The following is a 22,764-nucleotide window of genomic DNA, read 5'->3' as shown; positions in this document are numbered from 1 at the left end:
ACAGTCAAACTGACAGGTCGATGAACATGGTTCGGCTCAACGTCGGAGATAGCGATCATAAGGCGACGGTGCATGATGGCCCAGGCGATTGAGGGCCTTGTCCAACCAGTGCCAGCGCTTGCGCCGACCGCGCAGGAAGGTCCGGAAGCGGGCATCGGTTGGAATGAGGATGGCCATGCCGACAGCGACCAGGACCGCGCCGAGCGGAACTGGCGATACCGCCAACACAGCCCCGGCTGCGATCAGGACGTAGCCGACCACGCGGGTCAGAACCTGCAGGAGAATTCGGGAAATGCGGTCATTGGTCACGATCGGCCTCATCGGGCGGCAGGCGCAGTAGGGGCGCCTGCCTGAAACAATGCGCAATGGCGCGCACCGTTCCGCCAAACCATCGACGCCGGCGCGTACACATCGCACCAGTGCGGCATGACCGCGGAACGATCCCGATGGTCTCGCGTTGCGAATAGGCAGTGTTTAGCTGAAAAGGAGTTGGGACATGCCAACGAAAACCGAAGCGAAAACGGCCCAGGCCAACGGTCAGGCCCGCGATGCCGCCCGGTCCGTGAACGCCGATATGGACGAATTGCGCGACGACCTGAAAGCGCTGCGCGGCGATCTCTCGAAACTCCTGTCCGACACCGGAAGCTACGCCTCGGCCAAATCGCGCGCCGGGCTTGAAAGGTCCAAGGACCTGACCCAGAGCGCGCAGAAAAGCCTCGAGGACACCCGCGAAACGGTCGAGGACAAGGTGCGCGAAAACCCGTTGGCTGCCCTGGGTATAGCAGTCGGAGTGGGGGCTTTGTTGTCTTACGTCTCGTCGCGCCGGTAGTTCGTCATGGAAAAGGCCAAGCTTCGAATGCTGGCTGCCGTGGGCGGTGTCCTGTTCGGCTTCGCCGGCACCCTGTCCATGTCCTACGCCGTGATTGTGATTCTCACCCCGGTGCTGGGACTGGCATGGGCGGCGGTGACTGTCGGTGCAATCCTGGCGGCGCTGGCGATGGCTTGCCTGTACTTCTTCCTCCTGCCGCATAAGCCGGCAGAGGTGGAGGCAAGCCAGGCCGGGGCGCTGACGGCTGAAACCCTGGCCGACCTGCCCTTCGACACGGTCAATGAGATTGTGCGCAAACACCCGCTCAGCGCGCTGACCGTGGCCTTGGCCGCTGGCTATGTCGTCGCCAAGGATCCCGACAATGCGTCGCGGAGCGTGTCGCGCGTGCTCACCGGATTGCTCTGACCTGCCGGAACCGGGAGCATTGACATGACCAGCCGTGATTTTGCCGCCAAGCTGCGGCAGACTCGCGGCGACGGGTTTTGAAGGCATAGGCAAGCGGCAGGACGATGAGCGTATTCAGGATTGCGAGCCTGGTCGTGACGGCGGTTTCCGGCGGTGTCTTCATCGGTCGAAAACTGCTGGCCGACCAGGTCCGCAAGAAAAAGAAAGCGCTGGTTGAGCAGGCCGGGCAGGAAGTGCGTGAGCGCATGACCAGCCAGGCCCGTGACTTCGTGATCGACCATTTGAGCCGATTCTGCCTCGTCTCCTTCGTGAAAGCTGCCCTGCTGCTGATCGTGGTGGCGCTGGGCGCATCGGGCCTGCTTGCCGACTGGCTCCATGCCAGCCTCGTTTTCGTGCTGTTGGGCCTTTTCATTGTGCGCGACATCATCGTCAGCTGGCCTGTCCTGCGGTTCTCTGTGCGCGAATTGCACAAGAATCGCTGGCGGCCGCGGCTGACCCTCGCGGAAGTGGTTGCGGCCTCCACTTTCGATCAGGTGTTGGCTGAAAGCGCGCAACAGCCCCGGCTCTGGCATGACGACCTCCTGCTCGCCCTCGCTGGCGAAAGCCGGGATGGCATGGTCGAAGAGATTGCGCGTGAAGTGGCGCGCATTGCGTCCGAAACCTCCTGGCCGACCCTGAAACCCTATTTCCTGACCGGTGCCGGCATGAGCCTCGTCCTGTCGTTGCTATATGCCGGCTTCGCCTGGCTGGCCTTGCATGGGCTGGTGATCTGATCGGGGACAGGGACGCATGTCCTTGTATCCGGCACGCGTTCGCATCTCCGCCGCCCGCATTTGCGCCGGAGAGATGGGAGGAGAACGGGATGTCGGCCAATGCCGATAACCGGTTTGATTTGAAAAACGTGACATCGCCGACATCCCGTTCGCGGAGATTTCCCGGACGCTCTCGCCCCCGATTCCAATGCGCCAGGTACTGAGGGTCGGTCGTTTAGTGCCCCTGGACCTGATCGCACGCCCTGCCGGAGCATCGGGATGTCATCCCCGACGCGCGGACAGGCTCCGCTCGTTTCCGGGCACAAGTGACAGGGCCCGCGCCTCCCGTCCCGAAAACCGAGGGGAGTATCCCATGGGGTGAAGGGGGGGCGGATAAGTTTTGTGATTTTTTTGCCAGAGCGCAGTTTCCCTCTCCCTGGGGAGAGGGCCAGGGTGAGGGGTAAATCCCGGTGAACGCAGGACGAATCCCCCTCATCCGCGCTACGCGCACCTTCTCCCAAGGGAGAAGGAAGATGGTGGAGGGCGGGGATAAGTTGCGTCGGGAAGGGCGCCCCGCTGCGCGCACTACCATCCCGCTCTTCAATGGCCAGGACCGTCAGTCTCAGCCGTCCTCCAGCTCCATCCCCATGCGCTCCAGCAGCACCAGGGCACTGTCGGCGATCACGGTGCCGGGGGGGAAGACGGCGGCGGCGCCCATTTGGCGCAGAACCGGTTCGTCATCGGGCGGGATGACACCGCCGACAATGACCAGCACGTCCTCGCGGCCGCGTTTGGACAAGGCGTTGCGCAGTTCCGGGACGAGCGTCAAATGCCCGGCCGCCAGTGAGGAAGCGGCGGCGGCGTGGACCTTCTCGGAGACGGCGAGGTCTGCGGCTTCCTCCGGGGTCTGGAAGAGCGGGCCGACGACAACCTCCCAGCCGAGGTCGGCATAGGCGGAGGCGACGACCTTTTGGCCGCGATCATGCCCGTCCTGGCCCAGCTTGGCGATCAGGATTTTCGGCTTTTCCCCAAAGCGCGCCTCGAAGGCCTCGGCGAGCGAGCGGGCTTTCTTCACCCGGTCATCATCAGCGGCAATCTCGCCATACACCCCTTTGACCGTCTTGATCTTTGCGACATGGCGGTTGAAAGCGGTTTCCATGGCGTCGGAAATCTCGCCGACGGTGGCCTTGGCACGGGCGGCATCGACGGAGAGGGCGAGCAGATTGCCGGTCCCGGTGCGGGCGGCTTCGCTGAGCGCGTCCAGTGCCACCTTGAGCGCTTTGGGGTCACGTTCCGCGCGCAGGCGTTCCAGCTTCTCGATCTGTTGCTTGCGGACGAGGTAATTGTCGACCTTGAGGACGGGCACGTCCTCTTCTTCGTCGAGGCGGAATTTGTTGACGCCGGTAATGGTCTGGCGGCCGCTGTCGATCAGGGCCTGGGTGCGGGCGGCGGCTTCCTCGATCCGCAGCTTGGGAATGCCGGCCTCGATCGCCTTGGCCATGCCGCCGAGCGCGTCGACCTCGGCGATGTGATCCAGGGCGCGGGCCGCCAGGTCATGGGTCAGCCGTTCGACATAGTGCGAGCCGCCCCAGGGATCGATCGCGTCGCATAGATGCGCCTCGCTGGCCAGCAGGAGCTGGGTGTTGCGGGCGATGCGGGCCGAAAAATCGGTCGGCAGGGCGAGCGCTTCGTCGAGCGAATTCGTGTGCAGGGACTGGGTGTGTCCGTCGACCGCGGCGATCGCTTCCAGCGCCGTGCGGCCGACATTGTTGAACACGTCCTGGGCGGCCAGCGACCAGCCTGACGTCTGGCAATGGGTGCGCAGGCAGATCGACTTGTCGGATTTCGGGTTGAAGCGCTCCTTGACCAGCTTGGCCCACAACAGGCGCGCGGCGCGCAGCTTGGCGATCTCCATGAAGACATTCATGCCGATGCCGAAGAAGAAGGACAGGCGCGGCGCGAAGGTATCGACATCCAGTCCGGCATCAATCCCGGTCTGGATGTATTCCAGACCGTCAGCGATCGTGTAGGCCAGCTCGAGGTCGGCCGGGGCGCCCGCCTCCTGCATGTGATAGCCGGAGATCGAGATCGAGTTGAAGCGCGGCATGTGCTCGGACGTGTACTCGAAAATATCCGAAATGATCCGCATCGAAGGCGCCGGCGGATAGATATAGGTATTGCGGACCATGAACTCCTTGAGGATGTCGTTCTGGATCGTCCCGGAGAGCTTGTCCGGCGTCACGCCCTGTTCCTCGGCGGCGACGATATAGAGCGCCATGATCGGCAGGACGGCGCCATTCATCGTCATCGAGACCGACATCTGGTCGAGCGGAATGCCGTCGAACAGGGTGCGGGTGTCGTAGATGCTGTCGATCGCCACGCCGGCCATGCCGACATCACCGGCGACGCGCGGATGGTCTGAGTCATAGCCGCGATGCGTGGCCAGGTCGAAAGCGACCGAGAGCCCCTTCTGGCCGGCCGCCAGATTGCGGCGGTAGAAGGCGTTGGAGTCTTCTGCCGTGGAGAAACCGGCATATTGCCGGATCGTCCACGGGCGCTGGCCATACATGGTCGGGTAGGGGCCACGCACGAAGGGCGCGGCGCCGGGGACGGAGCCCAGAAAGTCGATCCCGTTGCTGTCCTCGGCGCGGTATTGCGATTGGACCGGTATGCCTTCGGCGGGCGTCCACGGCTCACGGGCACCCGAGCCGGGGCTGCGGGCTTCGCCGAGATCGATGGCGGTAAAGTCGGGGGCGGTGGTGTGGGTTGAATGGGTCATTGGGCCGCCTCCATCTCGTCTTCAAACCGCGCGGCAAAGCGGGTCGCCGACAGGGCGCCCTCCGGCGCGTTAAGGTCCGGCCAGTCGCCATCGGTTTCGACGGGCCGCGGATCGGGGTCCTTATATTGGGTGACACCGAGGATCGGCGCCTTGCCATCGGCAATGCGGGCCAGAGAGGCCTCGCGCGACTTGTCGATCTCGCCTTGCAGCCAGCCGGAGGCAAAGGCGTCGACCAGCCCGCCACGACGCTCGATCTCCTGGAACAGCGACCAGGCCGATTGGGCCAGGCTGTCGGCGAGGGTCTCGTGCAGGTAGGAGCCGGCGGCCGGGTCGGTGACCTTGCCCAGATGGCTCTCTTCGGCCAGCAGGATGTGGAGATTGCGCGCGACCCGCCGGGCAAAGCCGGTCGGGCGGCCGATCGCTTCGGTCATCGGTCGCACTGTGATCGCGTCGGCGCCACCGGCTGCGGCGGCAAAGCCGGCGCAGGCATTGCGGATCAGATTGGTCCAGGCGTCGCGCGCCGACAGCATGCGGCCGGCAGTGGTGACGTGCAGGCTCAGGCGACGGGCCTCGCCCGTGGCGCCGAAACTCTCGGCGATACGGGCGAAGATGCGGCGCGCGGCGCGCAGCTTGGCGATGGTCAGGTGGATGTCGGTGTCGGCGGCAAGGTGCGCCTCGATGGCTTTGGCTGCAGCATTGGCGTCGAGGCCGGTTTCCATTATCAGGCGCATATAGGTCGCGGCAGAGGCCGCCATGATGGCCAGCTCCTGGCTCTCACTGGCACCAGCCTCGAACATGTGGGCGGCGTTGCAGCGGAAAATCTTGAGATTGGGGAAGGCGGCCTGGGCCAGTTCGGTGAGAGCTGCGGCCTTGGGGAAGCACTGATCGTCCAGCGCAATGCCCTGGCGGGCGGCGCGTTCGACGGGGTGCAGGCCAAGACCTCCGCTGACCTGTTCGCCATCGATGCGGCGACGGGCGAACAGGGTCAGGAGGAGATGGGCGTGATGGCCCTGACCGCCAAGACTGTCGAGATGGATCGGGGCGAGCGTGAGGTCGACGCCTTTCAGGGCCGAGTCGAGCAATTCAATCTCATTGGCCTTGAGGCCGAACTCACCGGTCGGATCGAGCCGCAACTCCAGCTCCGACGTGCCGCCCATCAAATCATCAAGCGCCGCCATATTGGCGGCTTCCGGTGTCGTCTCCACCAAGGTCTGGCGCATGCCCCAGGGCAGGTGCAGGTCGCGCGGCGTGGCGTCGACCGCATGGGCGCCGTCGGGGCGGGAGAAGAAGGCTGGCCCCCGTTTGATTCCGTCGATCGTCGACCGTCCGAGTGTCGCGTCGAAATCAGCGCCGCGCAGGGCTTTTTCGGCCAGTCCGGCCCAGGTTTCGGGCGTTTGCGGCGGGAAATCCCCGGCGAGCGAGCGGATAGTGTCAGTCATGCCCGGTTTTCCTCGATCTTCGTATCGTTGTTCTGTGGCGGAGAAAATGCGCGCACGGCCCGTGCGTCAAGTGCGCCGCTGAGACGAGGACAGTGCGTTGGCCAATCCCCGCTCCGCCATTCTGCCACAGACTGGCGGGCCAGCGAGGAGAAACCCCATGTCCCAGACCAGTCCGAGACTCGATTTGCCGCTCATCATGCCGGCCCAGGCGCAAAAGCATGTCACCGTGAATGAGGCGCTGCTGCGCCTCGATGCCCTGGTGCAGACGGTGGTGGAGAGTGCCTCGGTCGATACCCAGCCTGCCGATCCTGATGAGGGCCGTGTCTGGATCATCCCCGACGGCGCCAGTGGTACTGACTGGTCCGGTTATCTGCCCGGCTCGCTGGCCGTGTTTCGCGACGGGTATTGGGCCGCCATCCCGCCGCAGGGCGGATGGCGGGTGCATGTGCGCGACACCGGATTTGACCTGGTTCACGACGCCGCAGCGGCCTGTTGGCGCGAGGCGGCTGCGGTTGAAACGATTGCGGCGGGCGTCAGCGGTGCGGCCAGTCAGGCGATTGTCATTGAGGAGATATTGTCCGGACTCGACGGAGCCAGCGCTACAACCTCCGTCGTGATACCGGCCCGCTCGGTGGTATTTTGTGTGTCCGTGCGAACCCGGGGCGCGATCAGCGGCGCGGCGTCGTTTGATTGCGGCATTGCGGGGGAGACATCGAAATTTGGTGGATCGCTGGGCATCGCGGCAGGTGCCAGCAATCTCGGCGTCATCGGACCGACCGCATTTTACAGCGACACGCCGATTGTGCTGACGGCCAAGGGTGGCGCCTTCACCGGCGGTGAGGTCGCGGTGGCGATCCATGCCTGGTTGCCGGTCGCGCCGGCTCCCGGGTGATCAGGACAATCTGGCGGCGATACAGGCCATCAGATCGTTCAGCTCGTTCTGGGTGGCTTCGGTCATGCCATGACCGTTGACGGCGACGAGCCGGAAGTCGGCATGTGGGCAGGCCGCGGCGAGGTCGAAGGCGCTGCGGGGCGGGCAGATCATGTCATAACGCGAGTGCAGAATGCCCATCGGTATGTCCGACAGGCGCTCAGCCTTGGCGAAAATCTCGCCCTCGTCGAGGAAACAGCCATGGCTGAAATAATGCGCCTCGATCAGGGAGTGTGCCGCAATGAAGTCGCGGCCACGCGGGGCCAGGGCAGTTCGTACAGCGTCGGGTGGATTGTCGAGATAGGACAGGCGGTCCTCATACTCGGTCCAGCGATAAACTGCCGAACGGCGCAGGCCCACCAATGGTGTATCCGGATCATCGAGGCCCGCGAGGTCGGGCAGGCCGGCGGCAATCTCGTCCCGCATTGCTTCAAGATACCAGGCCGCGATCGCCCGGGGTGATTGGCGCAGCGTCGGGGGCACCGGTTCAATGAAGGTTGCGAACGCATCGGGGAAGAAGCGCGGCGCCCCGGCAGCGCTGTGCCACCAGTCATGTTCTTCAGCGCGTGCCGTGAACACTGCTTCAACAATCAGGGCGCGGACCCGGTCCGGATGGGCCTGGGCGTAGACCAGGGCGAGGGTCGATCCCCAGGACGGGCCGAAAACCATCCAGGCCGGCAGGTCGAGATGGGTCCGCAGCGCTTCAATATCGGCGACCAGGTCGGCGGTGGTGTTGTTCTCCAGCGCGAGGTGCGGCGTCGACTGGCCGGCACCACGCTGGTCAAACAGGATCAGGTCGAACCGGTCCGGATCGAACATGCGACGGAATTTTGCCGAAATGCCGGAACCGGGGCCGCCGTGCAGAAACACGAGTGGTAGGCCGTCCGGATTGCCGCAGCGTTCCCAGTACAGCTCATGTCCGCCGGTAACCGCGAGGCGTCCGGTCTGATGGGGTGTGCATCCGGGAAAGAAGGCGGTCATCGGGTCTCCGTGACGAGCAGGGCACCGCTGTCCTGCGCCAGGGATTCCAGGGTATCTGCCGTCCGACTGGGCGCTGTCCGGGCCTGACGTGTCATGGAACGCCCCTTGTAACTGACGCGTATCGTCCAGATGCAGCTGGGTTCGGCGCCCGTGGTTCCGGGGCTCGCCGACGCCGCCAGTTCATGCAGGAAAACGTCGGGGCCGTCGGCGAGCGGACTGTATTCGAGCAGGAAATTCGTATCGGCAAAGCCGGCTTCGATCCGTGACCGGGCGCTTGCCAGATCAAGCGGACAATTGTGTCGGTCGGCCAAGCGTTCGGTCATGTTTATGATGGTGTAGACGACCGGTACCGCAGCGCTGTCGGCACTGGCCGGAGCGCGCGTGGTCACAATCCCGGCGGCGCCTGCCAGCGCGATCAGCAGAACGGCCGCCGCGCGAACCCCATCCGATTGAAATGCCTGCAAAGCACAGCCCCGTCCGACTTCCCGGTGCTGCTGCCAGCAAGCCCCGTCCCTGTTCAGCCAATACCAGACCAGCGCGCAACGACAAGCATCATCACGAGTCGGCGCGATATTCGGATGTGTCGGGCTGGCCTGTGGTGGGGCGGGGGAGCTGTCGGAAGCGGAAAGCAATATCGCCACCCGCACCGAAATCCTCGAAAAGGCCGAGGCCCGAGCCGCCCGCCTGACCTTGCTCAGCCCGGTCGATGGCATCGTCAATGCGGTCAATGTCACCACGATCGGCGAGGTTGCCGAGCCCGGCGAGCCGGTGGTCACCCTGGTCCCGGCCGGCCGCGAACTCTATGTCGAAGCCTACCTCCTTAACCGCGATGTCGGCTTCGTCGCCGAAGGCCAGGAAGTCCGCATCAAGCTGGAAGCCTTTCCCTTCATGCGCTACGGATATCTCGATGGAATTGTTGAGCAAATTTCCCCCGACGCGATCGTTGACCAGAATAGGGGGTTGGTCTATCCGGCACGAATTAGGGTTGTCTCCAATGAGATCCTGCTCAATGGTGTGCAACCTGTACTGGCTGCGGGGATGACAGCCACGGTGGAAATCAAGACCGGTCGGCGGCGCGTGATCGCGCTCCTGTTGAGTCCGGTGATGCGGGCGATGAACGAGGCGGGGCGGGAGCGATGAAGCGGGTATCTTGGGTATTCACCGTGATGCTGGTGTTGGGATTATGCACCGCATGCGGCCACGCCAAGCGTGGCACCCAAGCCGTTTACCAATATTCGACAGTCTCAAACACACAGCAGACGTGGCGCTTTTACATGCGTGACTGCTTGAATGTTGACCAGTATGCAGCAAACCCCGCCGAGTGTTCTCAGGCCATTGAAAGCCTCTCATTCGCAATTCGCAACTCGGGAGCGTGCCAACTGGAATTCCAATTGCCGTCACGGACAGATTTGTCGAACGAGATGTGTCCGATTTCCGCTCGGTCTGTTGAAAATTTCTCAAATGTCGTTCGCTGCGGCCATGTCGATTGCAATGACGAGCTAGGTGACACCCCATTGGGGGCAAGCCATACGCTGTTTTGCGAGTTTGCGAGGCCAGATTATCTCCCAATAATTGCAGGTTCGCCGGCGCCTTGGTTTTACGATGAAGCCTTGCAGCTTCATTTTCTGCCGGCAGCAAGTCCAGAGTTGGGTCAGACCCAGGTGGTGCTGAGTCCTGATGAGGCTTTGTCTGCGTGCCACCCAATTTTCTTTCGCGGGCGACCGGCTCCCAGTGCCGACTGTCCCATTTGTTGACAAAGATCGGCCGCCCGGAATTCCGGCCAGGGGGTGGTCGAATTCATCGAGAAAAGAATGGGCGATCGTCGCCGTTTCGGCTGTCGCCGCCTTGGCATGCTTCTGGCCCGGGAGGGGCTGGCGGTGCGGCGATTTACAGGTAAGCGCCGTCCGATGGTGGTGCCGAGCAGATTCACTCAGCGCAGGAGCCTGGGCTTCAGGTCTGATGCCCCCACGGACGAGCGTCGCCTCGGCACGCTGAGCGTGGTCAACGACTGCATCCGAGAAGCGCCGGCGATCACGGGCGACACCTCCAGTCGCGAACCGACTTCAAGGAAAGCCGGGCCATTGCCCTGGCCGAGCGGCGTCGGTTTGCAGCCTGAAGCCGAGCGGCCGGCGGCCGTTCAAGAACGATCGGCCTTCGTTGGACAACGACCGGACCAACGATTTCGCTCGACGCGCGAAATCACACACGCTATGATGGAGATATTCTGAAAAATAACTTGGGGGCGAATTCATGATCCGGTCTTTCCTTCAGCGAGGCGCGGTACTGTCAACCGCCCTCAGCGCACTCTCCCTGGCCCTCGCGGCCGTTTCCGGCGCCAGCGGACAGGGGGCCGATCGGGCCCCGAATGGCGAAAATTTCGCGGATATTTTCGAGGGCGTCCGCAATCTGCAACCGATACCGCTCGACATGTCGAACGAGCGTCACCGCGCCTATTTTCTCGAACAGCAGAGACTGGCAGGCCTGACGCCTGACAATAGCGAGCATCTCGCTCATTTCATGGAGCTTGCCCAAGCCTATCACGGCTCGGTGGGCATGCCGTCGGCTGGTCGGGTCACGCTGACTTCGGAAGGGGAGCGGTTCGATCCCGACACTGGCGAGGCGACCGACAACGCTGTAGGCCCGGTCCATACCATCACATCTTTTCAACAGGACCAGGCCAATCCTTTGACCTATCGCGCGTCCGCGCTGGCGTCGATTGCGGATCAGCCGCCAACCTGCACTCACACCCTGATCGTTACAGACCAGGACGGTAATCCGCAGGGCAATGGGACATCCCTGGTCCAGCAATTTGCCTGCGAGGCTGTGCATCTGAGTGCACAAGGCACGCTCGACGAGAGTGACGCCTGGGCTGGTACGCAGATGACGTATTACTGGATCGACCAGAGTGGAACGCCGCATTCCGGAACGCTCCGCGCAGCGGGTTCGACCATCCCGACATCCATCGTGTCGACAGATCCTGCCGACAAGAATGGCGATGGCATGATCAAATTCTGCTTCGGGCGTCAGGCTGCAGATTGCGATTATCAGCCGTCTGGCGCTTCCGCCAGCAATGTCTTTCTGCCGATCGTCGGCTATGCGACCTACGACACGGCGATCATTGATCCGTCCACGGACGCCGAAGCGAGCGTTTACATTGCGATCTCGCATCCCGAACCGGAAGCCGGTGGTGGCTGCACGCTCCAGGGCGATACGTCGACCTTCCTTCAGGACTATGTGACGCTGAGCAACGGGGACATGCAGGTCAACTGGAACGACCCGACCACACATTTCCCGGCAATCGACAGTAGCTGCATGCCGCATGGCTCGATCGTCTACTACACGATGACCATGAATATCGATCTGACCTCGGGCGGGAACACGATTCCGGTCTTCTTCGGCGTTTCCAGTTCGCCGGAGACGCCAGTTTCGACTGGCCGCTGGTATCAATTGCCCTCGACCCGCATTTACTACAGCTGCGTCGCGGCCGGCACGCAGGTCACGCTTGCGAACGGCGAATCTCGCGCTGTGGAAACGCTCGATATAACCGACCGGATTGCCTCCAATGAGGACGGCGATGCGATGACGGTCTATTCGGTCTATTCCGGCGAAGAAGAGACCATGGTCCGTCTCGTGACCGTGTCGGGGCGCGAATTGCTGATCACCGAGAGTCACCCCGTCGTCCTGACGACAGGGATCGTGTTGGCCGGCGAAATCCGCCCGGGCCAGAGTGTGCGGACGGTCGATGGCCCGGAAGCGGTCCTGTCAGCGGACCGCGTTGCCTATAACGGCCCCGTGCACAACCTGTCGGTCGGCACGGAGGCGGACGGCATCGCATTGACCAGTCACAATACAACCTTCTTTGCGAACGGCGTTCTCATCGGCGACAACGAGATGCAGTGGACGTTCTCGAGCGAGCGTCGGCGCGACATCCTCGCGGAACGCGGCGAAGTTGAGGCGGAGACCGTACGGCAAGGCATCTTGCGGTAATCGGCACGCGACGCGGCCGCCATGACTGCACCCGTCATTCTTCTCGCCGCCTACGACCCCGGTGCCTTCCATGCGCAATGGCAGTTGCCGGGGGCGGCCCCGGCCGGCCTGTCGGGCTTCCGCCTCGACATCACCGGTTCCGGCGGTTTTGCCGCCCGTGAGGAGGTTGGCGCGTCGAGCCGGTCAGACATGTGGGACGTCACGCTCACAGACCTGTCGCAGACCTATGTCTTCACCGTCACGGTGCTGATCAACGGCGCGCCCGGCGACACCAGTCTTCCGGTGACGCTGTTGACGGCGGCTCTGTCCCTGACCGGTATCGTCTACGACCTTGACCCCGATACGCTGACGTTGAGCTGGGCTCCGCCGAAGAGCGGCGCCGAAGGCGGGATGGCGACCGTCACCGGTGGCGGGGGGACGCATAATGGCCAGGGCAAGAATGGCACCCGCATTGCCGTCACGCTCGACCCCTCGGACACTTATCAGATCACGGCAAGGGCCTATGCGGATGCGGGCGTCGTCCTGGGGCCGACGAGCCCGGTTTACGCCCCCGTCATTCTTCCGCTGACGCTCACGGCAATCACCTATGATCTCCAGCCGGATATCGTGACCGTCAGCTGGGTCCCGCCGACCGGCACGGCAACCGGCGGGCTGGCAACCGTCGCGGGTGACGGGGCCACGCGAAACGGGACAGGCACGGTCGGAGCAAAAGTCCGCGTCACGCTCGACACCACAAAGACCTATCAGGTTACGGCGCGCGGTGCCGCCTATGACGGGCTGGTGATGGGGCCGGCAAGCGATGCCTATGCGCCAATCGCCGACCCGCTCAGCCTGACCGAGATAACCTATGACACCGACCCGGCGGACGTACTTACCGTCGGGTGGGGATCGCTGCGGGGCGGAGCGGATGCGGGCCTCGCAACGCTTGTCGGTGGCGGCGCCGTCCACAGCCAGTCCGGGGTCTCGAATGCAGTCTTTCCCGGCACGCTGAATTCCGGGACGGCCTATCAGATCACCGCCAGGCCGACCTCGCATGACGGGCTCGTGCAAGGGCCGGCCAGCCCGGTCTACGCGCCGATCATCGACCCGCTCGACGTAACAGTGATCAGCTATGATCTTTCGCCGGACATGTTGAGCGCGGAATGGAATCCGCCGCCTGCGCCTGCAACCGGCGGCAATGCGACACTGGTGACACCGACCGCCGTCCTTAACGATTCCGGTACAGTGTCTGCCGTGTTCTCCACCACGCTGGATGCGGCGAAAGCCTATAGCCTGACGCTGCGACCGTCGGCACACGGTGGTCTGGTACTGGGCCCCGCCAGCCCGGCATTCACGCCGATCGTCGAGCCTCTGCCGCTGATCTCCCTCGTCTATGACGTCGGACAGCTGACGGTGCAGTGGACCCCGCCCGCAGCGCCCGCCGCCTCCGGACAGGCGACGCTCACCGGGCCGTCGATCTTGCGCTATGGCGAGGGAAAGGCGGGCGCGCCGTTCGCCATCACACTCGATCCCAGCCTCAGCTATAGCGTGACTTTCCGGCCGGTCAGTGCCGACGGTATCGTCCATGGTCCGGTCAGTGAGGTCTTCCACCCGATCGCGCAGCCGATCGCGCTGAAATCTATCGTCTACGACGTCACGCCCTCGGAAACGCTCGGCGTGGCTTGGGAGGCGCCGGCTGCACCTGCCGCGGCGGGGCTCGCCGTCCTCCACACGTCCAGCGGGGTAAAGAGCCAGACTGGAACGAGCGCGGTCAGTTTCGCCACCGCCGTCACGACGGCCGACACGATCACGGCACGCCTGATCGATTCCACCGGCCGCATCGAGGGTCCGGCCAGCGCGGACCACACGCCGATCGTGGAAACCACGACGATCAGTCTCGTCAGCTACGATCTTGACCCCGATCTGGTGACGGCCGACTGGGCACCCGCCAGTGCGACACCCAACCCGGCCTATCGCGCCGAGCTGACCCCCGCTGGCGGGACGTCGCAGTACGCCACCGGCAGTGCGACCACCGCGCAATTCCCGGGGACCCTGCCGGTCGGGGAGGATTCGTCCGTTAGGGTCCGCATCACCGATGCAGCCGATCTGGTCAGAGGCCCGCAAAGTGCGGCGGTGATCCCGATCACCGAACAACCCGGCGGGGCGCGGCTCGATTATCTCACCAGTGACCAGTTCCGCGGTACGTGGTCGGCGGTGACCGGATATGATGGTTATCTCTATCGCTTCGATACGGGCGACACGCCGGGGACACCGACGGCCTCGGCTGGCCCGAATGTGACGATCGATCAGGCCATCGCAGCGGGCACTGCCTATGCCTTCCGTGTTCGGGTCAAGACCGCGAACGCCCAGGGGCCTTGGAGCACGCCGGCGCCTGGTCCCTATTTGATGAGTGCCCAGACCGAGCATGACGGGCTCGGCCGGCTAACGCGTTTCTCGGCGACCGGATTTGGCGACTTCGTCTATTCCCGCGATGCTTTCGGAAATATCCTGTCGGCCAGCTTTGCGCCGGCAAGCGGCGGGAGAGGCGAATGAGCGCGCCCGCGACCGCACCCGACCTGACGCTGTCCTATGTGACCGACTATCTGCCGCCGGCGACGACGCTTGTGCTCGATGGCCAGACGCGCGCCCAGCACACCTTCGCGGGAAGTGGTGGCGATAATTTCCCGCGGCTTCCGCTGACATTGGGGCTCTGGATCGGCACGTCGGACAGCACCGCCGCCACGATCATCGAGTATGCGGCGAGCGGTACCGGTGGGACGACGCTGTCGCTGTCAAACGCGTCAGCCCTGACCGTCTCGATCGGCGGCACGGACTGGGCGACGGGCGTGTCTGTGGCGACCGGACGGTGGCGTCACATCTGTGTGGTGCTGACGCCCGGACGATGGGGCATGGTCGATGCACTTCTACAGGTCGACAGCGTCACGGTGGCGGTCAAGCCGGCCGCCTTCAGCATCGCGGCCGGAGCGCTGGGTCCGGCCGGCACGCTGACGCTCGGCGGGACGAGCGCCGCTGCCCAGCTGACCGCGAAAGTCAGCGAGCTTCAACTGTGGGCTGTCGCATTCGATGCCGGCGAACGCCTGACCTGGCTTCAGCGACGAGCCGCCGCAGGTACAACGGGGCTCTCGCTCGGATGGGCGCTGAGCGATACTGCAACGTCCGGAACCTTGTCCGGAGCCGGCGCCTCGTCCTTCGCCCCGTCTGCTCTGCGCTTCCGGACGCACAGGCCCGCAGAGACCGCGATGGCGATGGCGCGTTGGACGACCGTCAGCGGCAGTACCGGCTATGACGTCGAGGTCCTGTCTTCTGCAACCGGTTGGGTGTCGAGGGCGAGCGGTGTCAGTGCGATCGAACTCGCCCTCGACGCTTTGCCGATGGGAAGCCCGGCGAGCGGGCGCGTGCGGGCGGTCAACGCTGACGGGGCAGGGCCCTGGAGCGCCATTGCGACATTGACGCCGCTTGATCTTGAAGCGCCTGCTGCGACGCTTGGCTGGCAGAGTAGTGATACCGAACTCTGGGCTGACTGGTCCGTGCCCGGCCAGTCCGACAGTTACACCTATCGCCTGGTGCGGACGCCAGCCGCGTCGCCGCCTGCCGATCCTGTGACGCAAACGGGGACGAGCGCGAACATCTCGACCTGTCTCGCCGACCCGAATGGCTGGCAGGTATTCGTCACCGCCGCCGTGGCGGGCAGTCGCGGGCCGGAAAGCCCCGCCGGGCCGGTGACCGCTCCTGATGTCTCGCTTTACTATGTCGACCAATCGGGAAACGGTCAGTTCGAGTTCGACTGGCCGCCGAACGAAACCGACCTACCGTCCGCCAGCTTCTCGGTCAAGACGGGCGCAACTTCGCTGGCCGGGGCGGTCGTGCATTCGCCAACCTCGCCGCAATCCTTCGATAGCAACGCGCCGGTATCGAGCGGCGAGACCGTGACTGGCAATGCCCGCTTCGTGCGGCTGGCGGCACTGTCCGCAACCACTGAGCGCACGATCACAATCAATGATATTCCGGAACCGGCACCATGTTTCGATATCGCCCCGACGATTGCCACCGAAGCGGTATCCTGGACCTGGGGTAGCGTCACGCAGACGCCGGAATTTGACGTCACGCTATTCCAGGACGGACAGCCGGTCGAACAGTCTTTGAAGACGACCGCTCAGAGTCTTGCTCTGACCAGCTATCTGCCCTCGGAGGCGGCGGATCTCGCAAGGTTGACGATCCGTGTGCAGGGCGTCGATGGAGGGACGGTCGGCCCGCCCAATGCTGTGACGGATGGCGAAACGACGACCGGGGCGCTGGTTTATCGCTGGCCGGGCGGGACGAATCCCGGAACCGCAGCTTTCGAATGGACTCCCGGCACGGCGACAGGCCAGCAGGTCTATGGTCGCGTTTTCAAGACCGGCGAGGTCGCGACCTATTTCCATGGATCTGCGGATCTTACCAAGAAAGTGCTGACAGTTTCGGCGCCCGATACAGGCTTTGCCGAGGGCGACACCTATACCGCGACGCTGAGCGTTCTCGCCGCCGGTTCCTTCACCGGCATGTTCGCTTCGTCATTGACGATCCACAAGCTCGTTGCTCCGAGCGTGACACTTCGGGCCGATAGCACGAATACAACTTTGACAGCGAGCTGGAATCCGCCTGCCGGCGCCCCCGCCCAAACCAGTTACGTTGTGTTGTTGAACAGCGCGGCGCAGGCGGCAAAGGCCGACACGACCTGTGATCTGACAAGCCATCTAGCCGATTCTGAGGCTCTTTCGGTGCAGGTGGAAGCGACCCTCGACAAATCCTACAGCGCGCCGAGCACGTATAGCGACGCCCCGTCCCCTGCGCCCTCGCTGATCTATCAGGCAGCTACCGGAGGGGGCGGCACCCTCACCGGCAGCTGGAGCCCGGCGGAGATCACGTATTACGAACTGACGGCCGGGCAGACAACGACAGCCGTGCTGGCCGATGACGGTAGGGCGCAGTTGACGGTCTCCAACCCGGCTGTCGGGACAGATTACACGCTGAAGGTCAAGTCGATCGCGACTTGTCAGCTGGGTGCGATGGCGGAGGCGCCAACGGTAACGATTGTTGACCTTGCCGCACCGAGCGTGAGATTCGCCGAGGCGACTGGCGCCGACCTGACCGTGAGCTGGGCAGCAATCGATCCGGGCACCGGTTCGGCGGTCACGTATCAGGTGCGTTTGGATGGCACCAATGACGGCGCCCCGGTCAGTGCGACGACGACCACGCTCACGGGCGTCCTCGATCGCAATCCGGGGCAGGCCGAGCGGATCGACGTCCAGGCGATCACCACGGGTTCGCACGGCCTGTGGAGTGCGGTCGCGACGGTCGATGCGCCCTCGAGCCTCGGGCTGCTCTACGATCCGGAGACCGGGCAGGCGACCCTCAGCTGGCCGGCGGCCACCGGTGCGACTGCCTTTGCATTGACGGCAACGCCGGGCAGCGGCGCCGCCGTCCGTGGCTGGACCAACGTGCCCGGCACGAGCCCGCCTGCGACCTATTCAGAGAGTATCCAGATCGGTTCGGTGCCCGCAAACACGGTCATCGCGGCCTCGGTGCGGGCACTCGGCGGAGGCATGATCGCCGCGGAAACGACGGCCAGCGTCACAATGCGGAATTTCCCCGCGCCCGGCTTCACCGCATCGAACGTGCAGGATGACCCGGGCAACCACCATCTGGACGTGTCCTGGGTGTTCGATCCCGCGGCCTGGGGGCTGACGTCTGCGAACACGACATTCGACGTCGAGGTCGACGATGGCGGCACGAAGGTTGGCTCCAAGACAGGCGTCCAAGGCAATTCCACGACCGTTCCCTATCCCGCCGGAACCACACCTGGCACGGTTTTGACCGTCAAGGTCCGGGCCATTGGTGACGGCGTTATCGGCGCTTGGACAGCGCCGGTCTCGATCAGCGTCGGCAGCGGGCTTGGCCAGCCAACGATCACATATTTCGCCTTTGACGCGCAGAACACGATGACGCTGAGTTGGACTGCGGTCGCACCTCCGGTGGCCGGTCAGGAGGTGACATACGAGATCGCGCTAACCGGGCCGGGCATTTCAGCCTCGTACAAAACCCGGACGACGTCGACCTCGGCCAATATTGCCGCAGGCACGACACATGTTGAGCAGCACCAGACCTACACGGCCACCGTGACGGCGGTGGAGCCGGCGCCGGCCGGACCGGCCAGCGCACCGCGAACTGCCTCAACCAACCAGCTACAGCCCAGCCCGCCAGGTGGCGGCAATGGCGATCATGGTGGCGATCCCTTCGATCTCGCGACCGGTGCTTATCTCTATTCGCACGCCGATCTGGCGGTGACGGGTGTCGTGCCGCTGCGACTGGTTGTGGCCTATAATTCCATGCTGGGCTGGCCGGACGATCACCCGATGTTCGCTGGCCAACCCCTCGGGCCGCGCTGGACGCATTCCTTCAATGCCCGAATCTACATTCCCCCGACGCAGCCGGCGGAGCCCTATCTGTCGCTACTGCCTGGCTCGCCTTCGGTCATCAGCTACGACTTTCCGACGGCAGTCGGCGTCGTGACCCAGCGTGATCGGCCCACGGGCGATCTGCTGGTCTACAATTCCGACGGCAGTTTTACGCTCGACAAGCTCGACGGCAGCCGCCAGTTCTTCTCTGCACAGGGCCGACTGACGCGGATCGAAGATCATTTCGGCAATGCGCAGGTTCTGACCTACACACCGGCTGGCCGACTCGACCGCGTCACAGATCAGGGGTCTGGCCGTTATCTGCAGTTCGCCTATGTCGATTCCAACGATCCGGAGAGTCTGCTGGCCTCGGTCAGCGACAATACGGGACGGACGGTGAACTACGCCTATTCCGGCGGCCTTCTCAGCGCCTCCACCGGACCGCAGGCGGGACCACGCCGTTTCACCTATACCGGCGATGCGCTGATGGCGACGGCGGGCGACGAGAACCAGCACACGATCGTCTCAAATACCTACGACCCGACGTCGCACCGTATCGTCCGGCAGCGGACACCCAATGGCAGCGCCCAAGGCCAGCCTTGGGACTATGTCATTACCTGGTCGAGCGGAACGGATGCGGAAGGGCATGAGACCGTCATTGCCGCGATGACAGACCCGAAGGACCAGCAAACGACGACCACCAGTCTCGCGGTCACATTCGACACCGTCGAACAGGTCATTCCGCTTTCGGACAGCATTGTGGCGCGCAAGACGCGTGTGTTTGACGGGGCAGGACGCCTGTTGAGCGAAGCGGCGCTCGAAGGAGCGGGCAGCGCACCACCGAGCGATGGACCGGCCGTCACCTACGCCTATGACGATCGCGGCCGGGTGACTCTCATCGATCCGCCAGGCCTCGGTTCCGTATCGCGGAGTTATGACACGTCCGGCAACCTCCTGACCGAGGCCGATATTCTCGGGAATATCACCCGCTACAGCTACAACGCCGACAATACCCTCGATAGCGTCACCGAGGCCGATGGCACACGGACACAGTTCACCTACAAGCCGGGTACGATCCGGGGCCTCGCCATCTATATCGACAGCTATCCGGGAGACGGGGCGGGCGGCACGACGAACGCGCCCAACCGCGTGAGCCAGACCTTCACCAGCAAGGGACAATTGCAATCGCGAACCGACGCGACCGGCAATACGGAGAGTTTCGAATACGCCTCCGGGACCGGGTGGCTGACCAAGCGCACAGTGGCCAATGCCGACGGAACGACAGCTCTGATCGAAGTCTTCGACAATGATGCTGCGATGGGCCTGGTGACCACTTTATCGCAGCAGTATGAGGGGCAAGCGGCGAGCCAAGCTTTCGTGACGGGCTTTGTTTACGACCCGGTCGGCAATCTCACCCAGCGGACCGGTGCCGCAGGGTCGGTGTGGGGCTTTACCTACGACGCCGCCAATAACCGCCTGACCGAGACCTTGCCGGAGATCGACGGCAGGCGCGATGTCCGGACCTATGACTATGACGAGATCAACCAGCTCACCGGTATCGTCGAACAGGCAAGCGGCCCCCGCGTGGCCTACGGCTTCGCCTATGACCCGCTCGGCAGGCTATCGGCCACGACCGATCCCAACAGCCATACCATCGACATCGACTACGCCCAGATCGGGACGGGCAATACGGCCCTCGTTCGGGAGACGATGACCTATCCCGCGCCGGCTTCCGGGGGCAAGACGATCTCGGTCTTTGTCGATCGCGACGCGCTCGGGCTCGAGCATGCCTTGAGCCTGCCGACCGAGGACGGCGCGACGCCCGTCGTCCTGACCCAGGCCTTTGCCGCCGAGCCGGGTCTGGCCGATAGGACGACCGGCCTGCGCCGGACGCTGACCGTTCCGCCCCCGAGCGCTGGCGGAGCCACAACCACCCAGTCCTGGGTCACCGACGCCGGGGGTGGGCTCTATGCGTATACCGACCAGAAGGGCAAGGTTTGGAACTGGCGTCGCGGCACCCAGGCTTCGAGCGTTGGCAGTTACGTCAATCTCACCCGGACGTTGACCGACCCGACCGGCCGGCGGCGCGTCAATGTCGTCGATCCGAACGGGATGAGAGTCGCGGTGGAAATCGGTCCCGACGGGAGCACGCACACGCACGGCTTTGCCTTCGACGCGCTCGGGCGGATCCGGCAGGTCGTGGAACCCATCCCGGCCGATCCCCCTGCCGGCGGGGGAACGCCGGGGCCGGCGACGACGCTGTTCAGCTACGGTTTCGACGCGGCGCAGAGCCAGACCACACTCGATGTCATGCCCTATGGCACCGCCGCCTCGCGCTATTTCTACGACGGCGAGGACCGGCTGGTCGGCTATACCGCGCCATTGGGCGTCAGCGGCCGCTATACCTATGGACGCGGCGACTTGATGACTTCCTGGACCAATGGCCGAAATCAAACCGTCAATTATGGTTTCGATTCGGCCGGTCGGCTGGTCTCGGCGCAATATCCAGGCGGCGATACGATCACCCACACGCTTGATGCAACCGGAAACCGGCTGGAGACGTTGCGCAACGGCGCGGCCGAAATCCACCGCACGTTCGACGATCTCAACCGGATGACCGCGCGCACCGCCGGAGGGCAGACGGTCGGCTATAGTTTCACGCCGTCGGGGCAGGTTCATGTCCTGACCTATCCGGACGGCAGCAAGACGGTGACTTACGGTTATGATGGGCTCGACCGCCTTTCAACCGTTACCGATTGGGCTGGCCGGGAAACACAATACACCTATGACCCGACGGGGCGCGTGCAGGTCGAAACGCTACCCGGCGGGGTCACCGTCACCAATACCTATGACGACGCAGGACGGCGGCTGTCGATGGCCGCAGGCAGTCCGGACGACGTCCTCGTCGCCCGCACCGCTTACACGTATGATGACTTCGCGCAGCTGCAGACATTTGACCAGATTACGCCGGTTCCACCGAGCGCTCCAACGACGTCACCCGATTTCACCTATTCAGCCGACCGTCTGACCCAAATAGGGGCAGATCACGTCACGTATGACGATGACGGCAACATGCTCGGCTGGGCCGCAGTGGGTGAAAGCGAGATCGGTTATGATGCGCTCAACCGTGTCGCGGCGCTGGGGGATCTGTCTTTCACGTATGACGCCGATGGTCTCAGAGTCGACATTGCGGGAGGGGCTGCCGGAGACCAGGCCGTCGTTCACGACATTGCCGACTATTGCGCACCGCGTGTCGAACAGGCTGATCCGCAACGGGCGATCCGGCTGGTCAGCCAAACCAATTCCCTGCCGTCCATGCTCATTCCCGAAGGCGGTCGCGGCCTTGCTGACCCTGCGCCGGAAGAATCGCCGCTCGACCGGGTACTGGCCCTGACCTCCGGCGGCAAAACGTCGAACTTTGTGTATGGGCGCGGCCTGATCGGCCGCGAAGACGGGGATGGTCATTATGAAGACTACATATTCGATCCGCTTGGGAACACGCTTGCCCTGACCGACGCGTCCGGTGCGGTGACCGGCGCGCGGGTTTATGACCCGTATGGAACGCCGCTCGGGGCGAGTGGCACCTCGCCCGCCCCCTTCGGCACCGTCGGGCGCTGGGGCGTGTCCGAGGACCTGTCCGGCTGGACGTACATGCGTGCGCGCGAATATGCGGGCAGTGCATACCGCTTCACGACCCGCGACGTGATCTATGGCGATCCGCGTCTGCCGCAGACAATCAACCGCTACGCCTATCTCTCAGGACAAGCGCTGCGAATGATCGACCCAACCGGGCTCGGCAATGATCACGATGGCGGCGGCGGTGGCGGCGGTGGCGGCGGTGGCGGCGGTGGCGGCTGGGGTCTGTTCGGTGCCATCGTCGGCGGGGTTGTGGTTGGCGGACTTATCGGCGGTGCGATCATCGCCGGTGGCGGCGTGATCGGCGGCGGAGGCGCAGCGGGTGGCGGCGGTCTCGCGGCGGCTGGTGGCGCTGGAGCGGGCGCCGCCGGAACCGGGGCGACAGGCACCGCTGCCGGCGGAACTGCCGCGACCGAAGCCGCGACGTCCACCCGTTGGGTCGTCCGCGCGCAAAGAGGCCTTCAGACATTGCGACAGCGTATCAGCACGCCTGTGCGTAACGGATATGTGCGCGTTCCGAGTTCCGGCGACATCGAAATGGATGTGTTGGCCGCCGACCACCCCCACAGTCTATGAGGTCCGGTTGATCGA

The 22,764-nt window shown here is 64.2% G+C and carries 14 protein-coding genes; 9 read left to right on the top strand and 5 right to left on the bottom strand.

What is annotated here, in order from left to right; genetic code table 11:
• Positions 1–36: 36 nt before the first annotated feature.
• A complete protein-coding gene (locus tag C7435_RS13735; protein ID WP_147422704.1) occupies positions 37–309 on the bottom strand; it encodes a hypothetical protein in 273 nt (90 codons plus the stop codon).
• A 187-nt stretch (positions 310–496) separates the two neighbouring features.
• Between C7435_RS13735 and C7435_RS13730 the strand changes: the two genes are divergently transcribed.
• The 3 genes from C7435_RS13730 to C7435_RS13720 all read left to right on the top strand — a co-directional run bounded on the left by C7435_RS13730 (position 497) and on the right by C7435_RS13720 (position 2,007).
• Complete coding sequence (locus C7435_RS13730; protein WP_075189529.1) at positions 497–829, top strand: ElaB/YgaM/YqjD family protein; 333 nt, start codon at positions 497–499, stop codon at positions 827–829.
• A gap of 6 nt (positions 830–835) precedes the next feature.
• A complete protein-coding gene (locus tag C7435_RS13725; protein WP_075189530.1) occupies positions 836–1,234 on the top strand; it encodes a nucleoside transporter family protein in 399 nt (132 codons plus the stop codon).
• Between the two features lie 104 nt (positions 1,235–1,338).
• Positions 1,339–2,007 carry a hypothetical protein gene (locus C7435_RS13720; RefSeq protein WP_075189531.1) on the top strand — a complete coding sequence of 223 codons (669 nt, stop codon included), beginning with the start codon at positions 1,339–1,341 and terminating at the stop codon, positions 2,005–2,007.
• Between the two features lie 601 nt (positions 2,008–2,608).
• Here C7435_RS13720 and scpA read toward each other — a convergent pair.
• Both scpA and C7435_RS13710 read right to left on the bottom strand, forming a co-directional pair.
• Entirely contained in the window at positions 2,609–4,765 is a 2,157-nt protein-coding gene (gene scpA / locus C7435_RS13715; protein WP_121212124.1) for a methylmalonyl-CoA mutase, read from the bottom strand.
• Complete coding sequence (locus C7435_RS13710) at positions 4,762–6,204, bottom strand: methylmalonyl-CoA mutase family protein (RefSeq protein WP_121212123.1); 1,443 nt, start codon at positions 6,202–6,204, stop codon at positions 4,762–4,764. The genes scpA and C7435_RS13710 overlap by 4 nt, the downstream gene beginning before the upstream one ends.
• Positions 6,205–6,361: 157 nt before the next feature.
• On the opposite strand from C7435_RS13710, the gene C7435_RS13705 reads away from it, so the two are divergent.
• Positions 6,362–7,096 (top strand): DUF2793 domain-containing protein, encoded by a 735-nt coding sequence (locus tag C7435_RS13705; protein WP_121212122.1) that lies wholly within the window; start codon positions 6,362–6,364, stop codon positions 7,094–7,096.
• Here C7435_RS13705 and pip read toward each other — a convergent pair whose 3' ends face one another.
• Both pip and C7435_RS13695 read right to left on the bottom strand, forming a co-directional pair.
• Positions 7,097–8,116 (bottom strand): prolyl aminopeptidase, encoded by a 1,020-nt coding sequence (gene pip / locus C7435_RS13700; protein WP_121212121.1) that lies wholly within the window; start codon positions 8,114–8,116, stop codon positions 7,097–7,099.
• Positions 8,113–8,580 carry a hypothetical protein gene (locus C7435_RS13695; protein WP_121212120.1) on the bottom strand — a complete coding sequence of 156 codons (468 nt, stop codon included), beginning with the start codon at positions 8,578–8,580 and terminating at the stop codon, positions 8,113–8,115. Before C7435_RS13695 ends, pip begins: the two co-directional genes overlap by 4 nt.
• 49 nt (positions 8,581–8,629) lie before the next feature.
• On the opposite strand from C7435_RS13695, the gene C7435_RS13690 reads away from it, so the two are divergent.
• From C7435_RS13690 to C7435_RS13670, 5 genes are all read left to right on the top strand, one after another.
• Complete coding sequence (locus C7435_RS13690; RefSeq protein ID WP_121212119.1) at positions 8,630–9,256, top strand: beta-barrel domain-containing protein; 627 nt, start codon at positions 8,630–8,632, stop codon at positions 9,254–9,256.
• A 647-nt stretch (positions 9,257–9,903) separates the two neighbouring features.
• A complete protein-coding gene (locus tag C7435_RS13685) occupies positions 9,904–10,344 on the top strand; it encodes a hypothetical protein (protein WP_147422703.1) in 441 nt (146 codons plus the stop codon).
• A gap of 22 nt (positions 10,345–10,366) precedes the next feature.
• Complete coding sequence (locus tag C7435_RS13680) at positions 10,367–12,103, top strand: Hint domain-containing protein (RefSeq protein ID WP_121212117.1); 1,737 nt, start codon at positions 10,367–10,369, stop codon at positions 12,101–12,103.
• 21 nt (positions 12,104–12,124) lie between these two features.
• Positions 12,125–14,635 carry an RHS repeat domain-containing protein gene (locus C7435_RS13675; RefSeq protein WP_121212116.1) on the top strand — a complete coding sequence of 837 codons (2,511 nt, stop codon included), beginning with the start codon at positions 12,125–12,127 and terminating at the stop codon, positions 14,633–14,635.
• Positions 14,632–22,749 carry an RHS repeat-associated core domain-containing protein gene (locus C7435_RS13670; protein WP_121212115.1) on the top strand — a complete coding sequence of 2,706 codons (8,118 nt, stop codon included), beginning with the start codon at positions 14,632–14,634 and terminating at the stop codon, positions 22,747–22,749. The genes C7435_RS13675 and C7435_RS13670 overlap by 4 nt, the downstream gene beginning before the upstream one ends.
• Positions 22,750–22,764 lie beyond the last annotated feature (15 nt).

The sequence above is a fragment of the Maricaulis maris genome (genome assembly GCF_003634045.1).
Lineage (GTDB): Bacteria > Pseudomonadota > Alphaproteobacteria > Caulobacterales > Maricaulaceae > Maricaulis > Maricaulis maris.
Note: the sequence above shows the minus strand (reverse complement) of the source record. Positions and strands in the feature narration are given on the sequence as shown.

What these genes read in the sequence shown, in the direction of transcription:
- scpA (WP_121212124.1), bottom strand. Translation starts at nt 4,765, where the DNA reads ATGACCCATTCAACCCACACCACCGCCCCCGACTTTACCGCCATCGAT.
- C7435_RS13730 (WP_075189529.1), top strand. Translation starts at nt 497, where the DNA reads ATGCCAACGAAAACCGAAGCGAAAACGGCCCAGGCCAACGGTCAGGCC.
- pip (WP_121212121.1), bottom strand. Translation starts at nt 8,116, where the DNA reads ATGACCGCCTTCTTTCCCGGATGCACACCCCATCAGACCGGACGCCTC.
- C7435_RS13725 (WP_075189530.1), top strand. Translation starts at nt 836, where the DNA reads ATGGAAAAGGCCAAGCTTCGAATGCTGGCTGCCGTGGGCGGTGTCCTG.
- C7435_RS13675 (WP_121212116.1), top strand. Translation starts at nt 12,125, where the DNA reads ATGACTGCACCCGTCATTCTTCTCGCCGCCTACGACCCCGGTGCCTTC.
- C7435_RS13670 (WP_121212115.1), top strand. Translation starts at nt 14,632, where the DNA reads ATGAGCGCGCCCGCGACCGCACCCGACCTGACGCTGTCCTATGTGACC.
- C7435_RS13680 (WP_121212117.1), top strand. Translation starts at nt 10,367, where the DNA reads ATGATCCGGTCTTTCCTTCAGCGAGGCGCGGTACTGTCAACCGCCCTC.
- C7435_RS13705 (WP_121212122.1), top strand. Translation starts at nt 6,362, where the DNA reads ATGTCCCAGACCAGTCCGAGACTCGATTTGCCGCTCATCATGCCGGCC.
- C7435_RS13710 (WP_121212123.1), bottom strand. Translation starts at nt 6,204, where the DNA reads ATGACTGACACTATCCGCTCGCTCGCCGGGGATTTCCCGCCGCAAACG.
- C7435_RS13720 (WP_075189531.1), top strand. Translation starts at nt 1,339, where the DNA reads ATGAGCGTATTCAGGATTGCGAGCCTGGTCGTGACGGCGGTTTCCGGC.